General features: G+C 66.7%; 11 protein-coding genes. 9 read left to right on the top strand and 2 right to left on the bottom strand.

All coding sequences use genetic code 11. The features are described 5' to 3' along the window. Positions 1-19 precede the first annotated feature (19 nt). Positions 20-1,225: a serine hydrolase domain-containing protein gene (locus OHB26_RS04600; RefSeq protein ID WP_330182993.1), complete on the top strand. Its 1,206-nt coding sequence runs from the start codon at positions 20-22 to the stop codon at positions 1,223-1,225. Positions 1,226-1,421: 196 nt separating this feature from the next. On the opposite strand, the gene OHB26_RS04595 is transcribed toward OHB26_RS04600, so the two are convergent. Together OHB26_RS04595 and OHB26_RS04590 are read right to left on the bottom strand one after the other, a co-directional pair. Beyond that, entirely contained in the window at positions 1,422-2,627 is a 1,206-nt protein-coding gene (locus OHB26_RS04595; RefSeq protein ID WP_442942983.1) for an amidohydrolase, read from the bottom strand. Between the two features lie 29 nt (positions 2,628-2,656). Then, positions 2,657-3,895, bottom strand: a complete 1,239-nt coding sequence (locus tag OHB26_RS04590) for an MFS transporter (RefSeq protein WP_330182991.1) — start codon at positions 3,893-3,895, stop codon at positions 2,657-2,659. 50 nt (positions 3,896-3,945) lie between these two features. Between OHB26_RS04590 and OHB26_RS04585 the strand changes: the two genes are divergently transcribed. From OHB26_RS04585 to OHB26_RS04550, 8 genes are all read left to right on the top strand, one after another. Next, positions 3,946-5,022 (top strand): Lrp/AsnC family transcriptional regulator, encoded by a 1,077-nt coding sequence (locus OHB26_RS04585; protein WP_330182990.1) that lies wholly within the window; start codon positions 3,946-3,948, stop codon positions 5,020-5,022. 373 nt (positions 5,023-5,395) lie between these two features. Beyond that, positions 5,396-7,090, top strand: coding sequence for a thiamine pyrophosphate-binding protein (locus OHB26_RS04580; protein WP_330182989.1), 1,695 nt, complete (start codon positions 5,396-5,398; stop codon positions 7,088-7,090). Further along, positions 7,087-7,746, top strand: coding sequence for an SRPBCC family protein (locus OHB26_RS04575; RefSeq protein ID WP_330182988.1), 660 nt, complete (start codon positions 7,087-7,089; stop codon positions 7,744-7,746). The genes OHB26_RS04580 and OHB26_RS04575 overlap by 4 nt, the downstream gene beginning before the upstream one ends. A 2-nt stretch (positions 7,747-7,748) precedes the next feature. Then, the gene (locus OHB26_RS04570; protein ID WP_330182987.1) at positions 7,749-8,759 is read left to right on the top strand and encodes a 3-oxoacyl-ACP synthase III family protein; all 1,011 of its coding nucleotides are present in this window, start codon (positions 7,749-7,751) and stop codon (positions 8,757-8,759) included. A 9-nt stretch (positions 8,760-8,768) separates the two neighbouring features. Further along, positions 8,769-9,773 carry a pyridoxal phosphate-dependent aminotransferase gene (locus tag OHB26_RS04565; RefSeq protein WP_330182986.1) on the top strand — a complete coding sequence of 335 codons (1,005 nt, stop codon included), beginning with the start codon at positions 8,769-8,771 and terminating at the stop codon, positions 9,771-9,773. Positions 9,774-9,895: 122 nt separating this feature from the next. Then, positions 9,896-10,285, top strand: coding sequence for a MarR family winged helix-turn-helix transcriptional regulator (locus OHB26_RS04560; protein ID WP_330185493.1), 390 nt, complete (start codon positions 9,896-9,898; stop codon positions 10,283-10,285). Positions 10,286-10,460: 175 nt separating this feature from the next. Then, on the top strand, positions 10,461-12,263 hold the full coding sequence (locus OHB26_RS04555) for an AMP-dependent synthetase/ligase (protein ID WP_330182985.1): 1,803 nt from the start codon (positions 10,461-10,463) through the stop codon (positions 12,261-12,263). A gap of 280 nt (positions 12,264-12,543) precedes the next feature. Beyond that, complete coding sequence (locus tag OHB26_RS04550; protein WP_330181113.1) at positions 12,544-13,764, top strand: IS256 family transposase; 1,221 nt, start codon at positions 12,544-12,546, stop codon at positions 13,762-13,764. Positions 13,765-13,966 lie beyond the last annotated feature (202 nt).

Raw genomic sequence — 13,966 nt, 5'->3', positions numbered from 1 at the left:
GACAATGAGGTTGCCCGCCATGCTCACTCTGCCCGAAGGAATCCGCGGTTCCGCGGACCCGCGCTTCACCGCCCCCGTCCGTGCCTTCGCCCGCCTGTTCGCCCGCTATGTCCGCACCGGCGGCGCGCTCTCGGTGCGGCTGCGAGGTGAACCGGTGGTGCGGATCTGGACCGGAACCGCCGATGCGGCGGGCGAGGTCCCGTGGCAGGAGGACACCAGCGCGCTCACCTTCTCCACCACCAAGGGCATCACCTCGCTGGTCGTACACCGCCTGGCCGATCGCGGGCTGCTCGACTACGACACCCCGGTCGCGGAGTACTGGCCCGAATTCGCCGCCGGGGGAAAGCACTCCATCACCGTGCGCGATCTGCTCGCACACCGTGCCGGACTCTCCGATCTGCGCCGGGTGCTCGAGCAGCCCGGCGATGTCCTCGACCATGTGCTGATGGAGCAGCGGATGGCCGCGGCGACGCCGGACTGGACGCGCGGCCTGCCGGTCTATCACGCGGTGACCTTCGGCTGGCTGCTCGGCGGGCTCTGCCGTGCGGTCACCGGGCAGAGTATGGCCGAGCTCTATCGCACCGAACTCGCTGAACCACTGGGCATTACCGGACTGAGCCTCGGCCGTCCCGCCGATGACGCCCGGGTCGCCGAGCTGGTCGGCCCGAGCCTCGATCTCACCGGAACCCGGCTGGGCAAACCGATTACCGCCGCGGCCGTCCGAGTTCCCATCGTGGGCAAGATAATCAGCTCCATGCACTTCACCGACGGTGAACGAGCGTTGAGCGGGCCGATTCCGGAGCTCTCCTACTCCGAGAACGGCGCCGCCACCGGTGTATTCACCGCCGATGCCATTGCGAGCGTCTACTCCGTTCTCGCCGATGACGGCTGTCGCGGCGACACCCGCCTGCTCTCCCCGGGCACCACGCGGGCCCTCATCCGCTCCACCAACACCAGCCCCGACCCGAACCGCCTCACCTTCTGGCATCTGGGCTATCACCCGTTCCCGACGGTCGGAGCACCCCGCGCCCTCGGTCATATGGGCCTGGGCGGCTCCGGCGGCTGGGCCGATCCCGACTCCGGCCTCTCGGTCGGCTTCGTCCACAACCGCCTCGACCTGGTCCGACTACCCTTGGACATGACCCTCATGTCCCTGCTGCTGCCCTCGGTCGTTCGGGCGGCTTCCACCGCACAGCGCGGCGAAAAAGCCACTCGCGCAGCCTGATCCGCCGCAGCCTCGGCGCGCGCGGAAAGACAGGACCGGGTAGGACGACCCGCGGAACCCGGTCCCGCTGAGCACGCCTTCCCCGTCATCCCGGCATGCTTTTGGCCGGGATCCATATCCTCAGCGCGGCAACCTATCTCCGTGGATCCCGGCCAAAAGCGCACCGGGATGACGAAGGTCGCTTCGATCCATCTGACTAGCTGGTCCGCGCGAGCTCCGCGCGGGCCGCGGTCACCATGGCCGTGATCATCGCCGGGAGCGTCTGCGCCGGGTCCGGTGCGAAACGCGGGGAATGGTTGGACGGGAACCGCGGCGGAATCGTGTGTTCGGCGAGCATGAGCGCCTGATCCGCCTCGGTGAACCGGGTCGGATCGATCCCGCCGATATGCCAGAACACCGACGGACACCCCGCCGCCGTACCGAAGGTTCCGAAATCCTCACTGCCGGTGAGGGGATGGGTGAGCGGCAGGACCGGAACCCCGGCCTCGGTGAGCGTGGCCATGATCCGCTCGGTATCACCGTCGGTATTCACCGTCACCGGGAAATGGTCGTACGGCGCGACCTCCGGCGGTACCGGCGCACCCGCCGCCTCGGCCTCGGTCTGCGCCAGGCGCTGAATATCGGCGAGCATCGCATCCCGCGAGGAATCACTGAATGTCCGCAGGGTGAGCAGCAATTCGGAGGTATCGGCAATGATATTCGGCCGCGTCCCGGCGTGCAGCGATCCCGCCACCAGCACCGGCCCGGATGGCACCGCCGCCTGCCGGGAGGTCAGCGACTGCATACGCACCACGAACGAGGCCGCCATCAGCAGTGGATCCACCGCCAGATGCGGCTGCGAACCGTGCCCGCCGCGTCCGGTGAACTTCACCCGAATCGAGTCCGAGGCCGCCATGATCGGCCCGCTCTTGCTGATCGCGAGCCCGGCGGGCAGCGGCGCCACATGCTGGCCCAGCACGATCGTGGGCTTTGGAAAGCGTTCCAGCAGACGGTCATCCAGCATGCGCTGCGCGCCCGCACCGGTCTCCTCGGCGGGCTGGAAGATCGCCACCACGGTCCCGGCGGGCCGATCGGCCGAGAGCTGCGCACAGGCCCCGAGCAGTGCCGCGACATGCGTATCGTGCCCACAGGCGTGCATGACTCCCGCTGTGCGCGAGGCGTATTCGAGTCCGGTGTCCTCCTGCACCGGCAATCCGTCCATATCCGCGCGCAGCCAGATCACCGGTCCGGGCCCGCCCTGGAGTACGCCGACCACGCCGGTCCCACCGACTTCCGTGGTCACCTCCCAGCCCTCCAGTGCGCGCAGCTCCTCGGCCACCAGGCTCGCGGTGCCGACCTCCTGGCCGGAGAGCTCCGGATGCATATGCAGCTGCCGGTAGACCTGCTGCCAGTGCTCGGTCATCGACTGCGCCGCAGCGGTATCGGTGGTGGTCACGTGAGACTCTCCTTCGTGGGTACGGCCGCACCGGCCCGCCGGGCCACCTTCGCCCGGAACTCCGGTGCGGTCTGCGGGACCAGCAGCGCCGCCACAATGCTCAGTAGCGGGCCGACGGCCATGGTTTCGAAAGCCGTTGTGTACGACACATGATCGGTCACCACACCGAAGATCAGTGGACTGAGCACACCGGCCAGTTGACCGCCGAAGATGATCACACCACTGGCCGCGCCCATATAGGCGCTGTGCAACGCGCGCAGCGGTACCGAGAACGCGGGCATGAAGGCCATCCCGGCGGCCAAGCTCATGACGGTGCCGACCAGGACGAAGAGCGGAAACGGCTGCATCCGCGGCAGTACGAACAGCATGATCGCGGTGAAGGTCATGGCCGGGACCACGATGACCCGTGGCCGCCCGCCCAGGCGATCGGACAAGCGCGCGCCCAGCACCACCCCGGCCGCCGCGGCCAGGGTCGACGGTACCGCCGCTATGGCGACCAGCGTCAGCGACAACCCGCGCTCCTCGTGCAGGAAGGTCGGCGTCCACGCGGTCACACCCCACACCAGCACGTCGTAGCCGAAGAAGATCGCGGCATAGCCGAGCAGGGCAGGGGAGAACAGCACCGCGCGCCGATCGGCCGCCTCCGCCTTTTCATCGACGAGCGTCATATCCTGCGGCAGCGGCTCGGGCATCCACCGCCGCCACGCGAAGATCACCGCCACGCCGAGAACCGAGATGAGCGCGAACATGACGCGCCAGCCCACCGTCGGCAGCAGGATTCCGGAGATGATCGCGGCCGCCAGAATGCCGACCGCGTTGGAGGAGTTGGTCCAGCCGGTCGCGGTGGTGCGCTGCTCCGGCTCCGAGCGCTCGGAGAGCGCTTTGATGGCGGCCGCCGGGAAGACGCCCTGCACCAGTCCGAACAGGAAGCGCACACCCAGCAGCACCGTGAAAGACCATGCGACAGCGGTCAAGCCGGTGAAGACCGACCAGGCGATCAGACCGATGGTGCCGACCTTCAGCGCACCGTAGCGGTCCGCCAGCAGCCCGCCCGGCACCTGCACGATCGCGTACGCCAGGAAGAACACCGAGATGAGCAGGCCCTGCTGGGTATGGTCCAGCCCCAGATCGCTGCCGATATCGGGCAGCGCGAAGTTGATCACGGTCCGGTCGATGTAATCGACGACCCAGGCCGCGAACAACAGCATGACGGTTATCCGGGTGGTGCGTGGCATTCCTGCCCCTTCACAACGTGGAGGCGTGGCGAAATGCCACAATGGCCCCCATGACCGAGAATATGGCGAAATCGCTGGATATCGCCATATCGAATGGACTCATGCCGGATTCCGCCGCCGCGACGGCGGGATTCGGTGAGCTCGATCTGGATCTGGTGAACGCGCTGCAGATCGATCCGCGCGCGTCGTGGACCAGGATCGGGGCCTCGCTCGGCGTGGACGCCACCACGGCGGCGCGACGCTGGCAGCGGCTCACCGACGCCGGGCTGGCGTGGATCACCGCGTATCCGCCCGGACTCGCGGTCATCGGGTACCTGCGCCTGCACTGCCGGGCGGATGCGCTGGCGGTGATCTCCGAACGGGTCTGCGCCATGGAGTGCGTCTTCTCTGTGGAGCGCACCGGCGGGCACTGTCAACTGAATCTGTCGGTGGCCGCCGAAGACGCTGCCGCACTGGATGATCTGGCGGTGCGTGTACTCGGCGCGCTGCCGGGGGTGCGCGAGATCGATATCGCGGTGGGTACGCGGATCTATATCGAGGGCGGGCATTGGCGGCCGGGTGCCCTCGATCCGGCGCAGCGCACCCTGCTCGCCGAGGATCAGCGCCGTACCCCGCCGGTGCCGTTCCGGCCGCGCGCGGGGGATCTCGAGTTGATGGTCGCGCTCGGGCCGGACGGCCGGCGCAGCGTCGCCGATCTGGCCCAGGACACCGGACTCAGTGAGACAACCGTGCGCCGCCGTCTCGCCGATATGACGAGATCCGGGCGTCTGCAGATTCGCTGTGACTTCGCGCAGCAGTCCGCGGGCTGGTCGATCAATATCAACTACTGGATCCGGCTGTCCGCCGGTGAACTCGGCGCGTTCGCCGCCGAACTCGCGCAATGGCCCGAGATCCGGCTCTGCGCCGCCGCTACCGGTGCCAGTAATGTGCTGGTCATCGCCTGGCTGCGCTCGCAGCACGAATGCATCCTCCTGGAAAACCGTCTGCTGCAAAGTTTTCCGAATCTGCACATTACCGAGCGCCAGTTAACCCTGCGTGCCCTCAAACGTATGGGCAGACTGCTGGCACCGAATGGATCGGCGGTGGGGCATATCCCCTTCGGTGTTTGGGCCACGCCGGTCGCATAGCGCGTGTCGATGTGCGGGGGCCCAGGGCTCGTCGCGCGCTGTTGGCGCAATGCACAGTCGCGTCGCGGCCGATCCGCTCCAGGCTCCAGATCGGGGAGATCGGATCTTCGATTGAACCCCGGTGCCGCCCGCATCGTTGAACCTGATGAGTTGATCGCGATCCGGTTTGCGGGCCGGCTGCCGATGCGGCGGTCGCCGCGTTCGATTCGGAGCCCCGCCGGGTCCGCCCGGCGGGGCCCTGTCGCGGCCAAAATCGCTGCGTAGCAGTACTTTTCGGGCAATCATGTGATCTGTACCACGTTGTCTGGGACGGGTCGCCCTAGATACATTGTGGGCGATGTATCGCGGGCAATGTATTTCGAAACGGGGGATCGTGAGCGAACGCGGAGTAGTCGGCCACACCGTCGCGGACGTCATCGTCACGCGCCTCGGCGCCTACACCGATCACGTCTTCGGCGTGGGCGGGGCGAATATCGAAGACCTTTACGATGCGGTGCAGCGCCGCCCGGATCTACTCACCGGCATTGTCGCCAAACACGAATTCGGTGCCGCCACCATGGCGGACGGATACGCCCGCGCCACCAATCGGCTCGGCGTGGTGGCGGCGACCTCCGGCGGCGGGGCGATGAATCTGCTTGCGGCGCTGACGGAATCGTACGATTCCCGGGTTCCGGTGCTGGCGCTGGTCGGCCAGGCGCCGACCGGACTGGAGGGGCGCGGCGCGTTCCAGGACACCAGCGGTGGCATGGGCCGACTCGACGCTCGGCAGATCTTCGGCGCGGTCAGCCGGTACTGCGTGAAAGTGGCTCGGCCGCAGCATATTCACGCCGAAATAGAGCGAGCCGTCGAGGCCGCCCTCGGCGGTGGACCGGCGGTGCTGTTGCTGCCCAAGGATATTCAGGCGGCCATCGCGCCGGGCGGCTCCTGGCCCGTGCACCGCGAAGCCGATCCCGTCCCGATGCCGTGGCAGGTCGATGTGCGCGCGGCCGGTCAACTCGCCGAGGCCGCCGAACTGGTCGCCGCCGCGGCCGGACAGGGGCCCGCGGTGATCATCGCCGGACCCGAGATCGCCCGCGCCGACGCGCGCGCCGAGCTCGCGGCCCTGGCCGTGGCGCTGGACGCCACGGTCCTGGTCACCCCCGATGCGAAAGACGCCTTCCCGAACCGGCATCCGCGTTTCGCCGGAGTCACCGGCATCATGGGGCATCCGCACGCGCCGGACCTGATCGCCACGGCAGCGGTGTGTGTACTCGCCGGAACGCCGCTGACCATGACCGCGCGGGCCGGGCTCGATACCGCGCTGGCCGCCTGCCCTCGCGTACTGCACCTGGGTACGGATGAGCCCTTCGTGCCCGTCCGGGTACGCGTGCCCGGCTCGCTGCGGCGGCGCTTGCTGGAGCTGTCGGCGCGTGCCACGCGGCCTGGATTCGGGGCGGCGCAGTCGAACCGGCAGCCGCTGCCGGAGCTGCAACCACCACCGGCGCATGGCCCCGGCATCCGTTATCGCGATGCGGTGCGGGCTGTTTCGGCTCGCCTGGAGCCCGGTACGGATGTGGTCGCCGATGCGGGCAATACCGGCGCCGCTGTCGTACACCATCTTCCCGTTCCCGATGGTGGCCGCTTCCTCATCGCCCTCGGTATGGGCGGTATGGGTTACTCGTTCGGCGCGGGTATCGGCAGCGCGCTCGGCCGCGGCCGCCGCACCTTCGTCATCGCCGGGGACGGTGCGTATTTCATGCACGGTCACGAGGTGCACACGGCGGTCGAGTATCAGGCCCCGGTCACCTTCGTCATCTTCAACAACAATGCGCACGCCATGTGCGTCACCCGCGAACAGCTCTATTACACGGGCGATTACAGCTACAACCGCTTCCGTCCCGCGCGGATCGGCGCGGGCGTGGCTGCCATGTTCCCGCAGCTGCCCGCCTACACCGCGGCCACCCTCGACGAACTCGAGAACGCCCTGGACAAGACCCGCGATGACGCGGGTCCGGTCTTCATCGAAATCCTCTGCGACCCAGATGAACTCCCGCCTTTCGCCCCCTTCCTGAAGGAGCCCCTCGCATGACCGACACCGTCAAAGCCGAACCGGTCGAGGTACCCCATCTCGATGTCCCGGGCGTGTACCGCATCGAGACCATGACCCTCAAGGAGGGCATGCCCATGGTGCTGGACATGACCCGCGCGGTGTACCCGCACGACGAGATCTTCGGTGAGTACTGCACCGTCAACGAGTACATCGACGCACCGCCGGACGAGGTGTTCGACTACCTCTCCGATACCCGCAGCCTGTGCGAATGGACCTACAGCATGCGGGGTTTCGAGCGCACCGACACCCCGGACCTGTGGGTCTCCGACGATCGGATCGGCTCGAATACCCGTATCTACACCCGCACCGAATCGAGCCGTGCGACCCGCACCGTCGACTACCACTGCGCCTGGGATCAGGGCGAACACCTGTGGATGATCTACCTCATGCGGGTCGTCGACGCGCAGCGGGTGCTGAACAAGCCCGGGTCGGTGGTGCTGTGGACGAACTGCCACCACCCCTTCTACGACGAGAACGCCTACCCCGAAGCCGCGCCGGAGGGCCGTCCGGTGTGGGTCGGTGACTTCTGGCATCTCTTCGCCGCCGGGCACCTGCTGGAACTGCGCAATCTCAAGGCCATTTGCGAACACCGGCACGCCAACGGCCTGCCGATCAAGCCCGAATGGATGGACTGAATATGAGCACCGTCAGCCTGCTCGACGTCGCCGGGTACCTACCCGAAACCATTGTTCCCGCAGACTATTTCGCGCAGTACGCGGATGCGGAGGACATCACCTCGAACATCATGTTCAAGTCGCCCAAGTTCCGGCATCACATCGCGCCGGGGGAATCGGCGGCCGATATGGCCGAGCGCGCGGTGGCCCCGCTGCTGGACCGGCACGGGCGAGATGTATTGCGCGATATCGATATTCTGATCGTGCACACCCAGCTGCCGGAGACCGCCATCGTCGGCAATGGCGGTGAGGTCGCCGCGCGACTGGGCATCAATCCGGAGTGGCTCATCGATCTGCACAATGGCGGCTGCGCGGCGTTCGTGCACGCCATGAAGCTGGCCCGGCAGATTCTGATCAGCACCGATGCCAAATCCGCGCTCATCGTGAATATTCAGAATGCCGCCGGACAGGTCTTCACCCAGGAGCAGGTGCGCGGAAAACCACAGGCCGCCATACCCGGTGACGGTGCCGGCGCGGGACTGCTGGTGAAATCCGATATCTCGCCGATCCTGGATATCGAGACCCGGCATCTGCCCGAGTTCGCCGGGCAGATGACCGTGCTCGCCGATCCGCCCCGCAAGTACTGGGAGGCCGGGCCGGGCCAGATGCATGTCGGCTTCACCGAATCCAAGATCGCCAAGGTGCTCGGGCGCGGCAATCGGATCGTGCCGGAGGTGGCCTCGCAGGTGTGCAAGCGGCTCGGCGTCGCCTCCACCGAACTGGATCTGCTGGTCACCAATCAGCCCAATCGCGCCTTCCTGCGCAATTGGCGTGACGCCCTGCAGTTGCCGCCGGAGAAGCATCCGGACACCTTCGACGAATGCGGAAACCTGTTCGGCGCGGGGATTCCCGTCACCTTCGACCGGGCGATCGATGAGGGCCGCGTCTCGGCCGGATCACTGGTGATGTTCGCCGGATTCGCGCACGCGGGCGACTTCGCGGCCGCCGCCGCGGTGCGCTGGGGCGGGCGCTGAGGCGAGCAGATGTCACCTCTGGCCCGTCTCGGGCATCAGTTACAGCTCAATGAGAACCCGTACGGTCCACCGCCTTCGGTGCGGGAGGCGCTGTCGCAGGCGCTCTCGTCGGCCAATCGCTATCCGGAGTTCCTGCCGCGGCGGCTGCCCCGGTTGATCGCCGAACGACTCGGGGTGGGCGCCGACCACATTGTGGTCGGGGCCGGGGCCACCGGCGTGATCATGCATATCGTGCAGGAATTCGGTTCCGGGGGAGCTGGTGTCGTCATGGCGATGCCCACCTTCGACGGGTATCCGATTCTGACCAGCATGGCCGGTGGACGGCCGGTGACGGTTCCGCTCACCCCGGACGGGCGGCAGGATCTGGACGCGCTGGCCGAGGCGATCGATCCGGGCACCCGGCTGGTGGTGCTCTGCAGTCCACACAATCCGACCGGAACACTGATCGCGCCAAGGGAATTCGAGAAGTTTCTGCATCGGGTGCCGACCACCGTCACCGTAGTCCTCGATGAGGCGTATGTGGATTTCGTCGCCGGCGAAGACCGTATCGAGGCATTGGCATTGGTCGAACATCATTCGAATCTGCTTGTGCTGCGGACCTTCTCGAAGGCGTACGGGCTCGCGGCGCTGCGGGTCGGGTACGCGGTCGGCGCACCCGGGCTGATCGATCGAATCGCGCGCTGGCAGTTGCCCTTCGGGATGAACGCGCTCGCCGAGGTCGCGGTGCGCGCCTGCTATGCCGCCGAGGCCGAGATCGAGGCCCGGGTGGAGATGATCGCCGGGCATCGGCATCGCCTCACCGCCGGACTGCGGGAGCTCGGTCTGTCGGTACCGGACAGCTACGCCAACTTCTCGTATCTGACGCTGCCCGAACCTGATATCGATCGGGTGGCGGCGGGGCTGGCGGGGGCGGATATCCACGTCAAACGCTATCCGACGGGTATCCGCATCACCGTCGGTGATGGGGACGCCACCGACGCCGTGCTGACCACCGTGCGCAGTACAGTGCAGTAATGTCAGAAAATCCGCCTTCCGCACCCGATGGGCACCGGGCCGGAGCGGACGAGGAGATCGACTACGCGCTTCTGTCGCTGAACGCTCAGCTGTGTTTCGCGCTGTACTCCACGTCGCGGTCCATGACCGCTGCCTACCGTCCCTTTCTCGAAGAAATGAATCTCACCTATCCGCAGTACCTGGTGCTGCTGACCCTGTGGGAGCGACCGGGAATCACCATGAAAGAGCTGGGCGAACACGTCCACCTCGACTACGGAACACTGTCTCCGCTGGTACAGCGGTTGACCGCGAACGGTCTCGTCGAGAGTGTGCGCAGTGCGACCGACGGGCGGGCGGTGGTGCTGCACGCGACCGCCGCCAGCGCTCGATTGCAGCCCGCGGCGCAGCGCATGATCCACGCGGTCCTCGAATCGGTCGGGCTGCCGCTCGCCGATATCGAGGCGCTGCGGGACCGGGTCAATGCCTTGGGTACCCGCCTCGAAGCCATGGTGGCGGCCGCCCGCATCCGTTGACCGGAATGGTCTCCGGCACACTCTGCGGGTGTGCGCGATGTTCGCTCGCACATTGTGATCCACGGCGCAGCGCTCCAGCATTGTGAATTGGCCCTGCTTCGCGGGTCGTGCGAGAGTGTGCCCGCATACCGGACATCGAGGTCCGGGCAGCGTCAGGAGAGAGGTCGTAGCGCAGATGGGATCTACCGCGGTTGCCGGACGTGAGGTCGAGGCGAAGGCGTCATACGTCATCGCCGAGGGCGCCTCGCTCACCGATATCGTCGACGGTCTGGACCGGACCTCTCCCGAGTTCGTGGCCTTCCGGCGGCCGGTGGACGGCGGCTGGGCCGATGTGACCGCCGCCGAATTCGCGGCGCAGGTGCGCGCGATTGCCAAGGGGCTCATCGCCTCCGGCGTACAGGCGGGGGACCGGGTCGCATTGATGTCCGCCACCCGCTACGAGTGGACGCTCATCGACTACGCCATCTGGACCGCGGGCGCGTGCACGGTCGCCATCTACGACTCCTCCGCCACCGATCAGGCGCGCTGGATTCTCGAGGACTCCGGGACCAAGCTGCTCATTGTCGAGAACGAGCGGCACGCGGTCACCGTCGCCGAGATCGAGACGCCGGATCTGGTCGAGACACTTCGCCTGGACGAGGATGCGGTGGAGTCGTTGATCTCGCGCGGTCTCGCGGTAGCCGATTCGGTGCTGGCCGAGCGGCGCGCCGAGGTCGGTGCCGCCACCCCCGCCACTCTCATCTACACCTCCGGTACCACCGGACGACCCAAGGGTGTCGTCCTCACCCACGAGAACCTGCTCGCCGAATCACTCTCCGGCAAGCTGGCGCTGCGGCATCTGCTCGCCGAGGGCAAGACCACGCTGATGTTCCTGCCGCTGGCGCACGTCTTCGCCCGCGCCATCGCGGTCGGCTCGCTCGCGGCCAAGGTGACCGTCGCGCACTCGTCGGACTGGACCACGCTGACCACCCAATTCGCCTCGTACAAGCCGGATTTCATCCTGGCCGTACCGCGCGTCTTCGAGAAGGTCTACAACGGCGCGAAGCAGCAGGCGCACGACAGCGGTAAGGGCAAGATCTTCGATCTGGCCGCCGATACCGCCATCGCCTGGAGTGCAGCGCAGCAGTCCGGCGGCGCGGGCCTGCTCCTGCGCGCCAAGCATGCCGTTTTCGACAAGCTCGTCTACTCGAAACTGCGTGCGGCCCTTGGTGGTCGGTGCTCCGGTGCGGTCTCCGGCGGTGGCCCGCTCGGTGCGCGCCTCGGCCACTTCTTCCGCGGTATCGGCGTGCCGGTGTTCGAGGGCTACGGGCTCACCGAAACCAGTGCGGCCATCACCGTGAACACGGTGTCCCATATGCGAGTCGGCACCGTGGGTCTCCCGCTGGAAGGCAATGCGGTCCGTATCGCGGAGGACGGCGAAGTCCTCCTCAAAGGCAATGTGGTCTTCAATGGTTACTGGAAGAACGAAGCCGCCAATGCCGAAGCCCTCACCGACGGCTGGTTCCACACCGGCGATCTCGGTGCCCTGGACACCGACGGCTACCTCTCCATCACCGGCCGCAAGAAGGAAATCATCGTCACCGCCGCGGGCAAGAACGTCTCACCCGCGCCGATGGAAGACACCTTGCGCGCTCACCCGCTGATCGGCCAGTGCATGATCGTCGGCGATAACAAGCCCTTCGTCGGCGTCCTCATCACCCTCGACCGCGACGCCCTCCCGGGCTGGCGCGACCGCAACAACATCCCCGCCGACGTCAGCATCGAAGACCTGGTCACCAACCCCGCGCTGGTGGCCGAAATCGATGCGGCAGTGGCGGAGTCGAACAAGAAGGTCTCGAAAGCCGAGTCCGTCAAGCGAACCCGCATCCTCGCCGCCGACTGGACTCAGGAAACAGGCGAGCTGACTCCCAAGCTCTCTCTCAAGCGTGCGGTGGTCCTGGAGAAGTACGCCACCGAAGTAGCCGCTATCTACTCCTGATCTTGCCCTGTCGGCGTACTGGACAGGGGTGGCCGACCCATGTGTGTGGTCGGTTCGCGGGATGGTGTTGCCTTTGCTCAACCGGGCTGCAAAGCGGAACGGGCAGTGTGGTTGCCTCGCCTGCCGTACCCGGCTTTCGCTCCCGGTTGAGTCCAGCAGAATGGTGTACGAGCTGGCGGCCTGATCTGCCGCCGAGTCTGGCGTAATCCCCGGACAGCAAGGTGGTCACCGCGTGATCCTCGAAGGACCTCTCACAGTCTCTCGAAGGAGAACTCACGCGATGACCGATATCCAGCCTATCGACCCGACCGCCGTACTGTCCGAGCAACCGGACCTGCTGCGCGGGTTGTTGTCCACGTTCATCCAGTCCTTGATGAGTGCCGAGGCCGACGCGCTCTGCGGCGCCGACTACGGGCAACGCAGCGACGAGCGCGTCAACCAGCGCAACGGCTACCGCCACCGCGACTTCGACACCCGCCTGGGCACCGTCGATGTCGCGATCCCGAAACTGCGCTCGGGCAACTACTTTCCCGACTGGCTCCTCGAGCGCCGCAAACGCGCAGAGCGTGCCCTCACCAGCGTGGTCGCCACCTGCTACCTACTCGGCGTGTCCACGCGCCGGATGGAGAAGCTCGTCGAATCCCTCGGGGTCACAACACTTTCCAAGTCACAGGTCTCGATCATGGCCCGTGATCTGGACGCCCAGGTCGAAGCATTCCGCACCCGCCCCCTCGATGCCGGTCCCTACACGTTCGTCGCCGCGGACGCCCTGGTACTCAAAGTGCGTGAGAACGGGCGGGTGGTCAACGTTCACGCCCTGGTCGCGACCGGCGTCAATGCCGACGGGCACCGCGAAATCCTGGGGCTGCAGGTGGTTTCCGGGGAAAACAAGGCCGGCTGGCTGGCGTTCTTCCGTGACCTGGTCGCGCGCGGGCTGAGCGGGGTTGCCTTGGTGACCTCCGATGCCCATACCGGCCTCGTGGCCGCGATCGGGGCGACCCTGCCCGGCGCGTCCTGGCAGCGTTGCCGCACCCACTACACGGTCAATCTCATGTCGGTTTGCCCGAAATCGTCGTGGCCGTGGGTTCGCACGTTGTTGCACTCGGTATTCGATCAGGCCGACACCGAATCGGTTGCCGCCCAGTATGATCGGATGCTCGACGCGCTCGCCGGCAAGCTCCCGAAAGTCGCCGATCACCTCGATGGGGCCCGCGCGGATCTGCTGTCGTTCACCGCGTTTCCCAAACAGATCTGGCGCCAGATCTGGTCCAACAATCCCCAAGAACGGTTGAACAAGGAGATCCGCCGCCGCACCGACGTGGTCGGCATCTTCCCGGACCGCGGCTCGATCATCCGCCTGGTCGGGGCGGTCCTGGCCGAGCAACACGACGAATGGATCGAAGCCAAACGCTACCTCGGCCTCGAGGTGCTCGCCCGCTCACGCGGGCTGGCACCCACCGACGAACAGGAGGAACCAGCACCCACCGAACTCACCGCCTGACACGACAATTCGGATCCTGCGGTGACCACCGAGTTACACCACGCATTTGGACTTGACCTTCGCTCCCCCATCGGGAGCCGCACCCTCACGACCCAGCCTGGCCGGGTGGCCGTGGGAACCTTCAGAACCACAACCCCAAAAACCAAGAACAAAACGACAAGAACCAAGACAAAAGACGCCAGGACAAGAAGAAAGACGGGCC

Source organism: Nocardia sp. NBC_01503, assembly GCF_036327755.1.
Lineage (GTDB): Bacteria > Actinomycetota > Actinomycetes > Mycobacteriales > Mycobacteriaceae > Nocardia.
This window is presented reverse-complemented; position numbering and strand designations above follow the sequence as displayed.

Bases quoted from the DNA above. Each gene is read 5' to 3' on its own strand.
- OHB26_RS04575 (WP_330182988.1), top strand. From the start codon at position 7,087: ATGACCGACACCGTCAAAGCCGAACCGGTCGAGGTACCCCATCTCGAT.
- OHB26_RS04565 (WP_330182986.1), top strand. From the start codon at position 8,769: ATGTCACCTCTGGCCCGTCTCGGGCATCAGTTACAGCTCAATGAGAAC.
- OHB26_RS04600 (WP_330182993.1), top strand. From the start codon at position 20: ATGCTCACTCTGCCCGAAGGAATCCGCGGTTCCGCGGACCCGCGCTTC.
- OHB26_RS04585 (WP_330182990.1), top strand. From the start codon at position 3,946: ATGACCGAGAATATGGCGAAATCGCTGGATATCGCCATATCGAATGGA.
- OHB26_RS04555 (WP_330182985.1), top strand. From the start codon at position 10,461: ATGGGATCTACCGCGGTTGCCGGACGTGAGGTCGAGGCGAAGGCGTCA.
- OHB26_RS04560 (WP_330185493.1), top strand. From the start codon at position 9,896: ATGACCGCTGCCTACCGTCCCTTTCTCGAAGAAATGAATCTCACCTAT.
- OHB26_RS04550 (WP_330181113.1), top strand. From the start codon at position 12,544: ATGACCGATATCCAGCCTATCGACCCGACCGCCGTACTGTCCGAGCAA.
- OHB26_RS04590 (WP_330182991.1), bottom strand. From the start codon at position 3,895: ATGCCACGCACCACCCGGATAACCGTCATGCTGTTGTTCGCGGCCTGG.
- OHB26_RS04595 (WP_442942983.1), bottom strand. From the start codon at position 2,627: ATGACCGAGCACTGGCAGCAGGTCTACCGGCAGCTGCATATGCATCCG.
- OHB26_RS04570 (WP_330182987.1), top strand. From the start codon at position 7,749: ATGAGCACCGTCAGCCTGCTCGACGTCGCCGGGTACCTACCCGAAACC.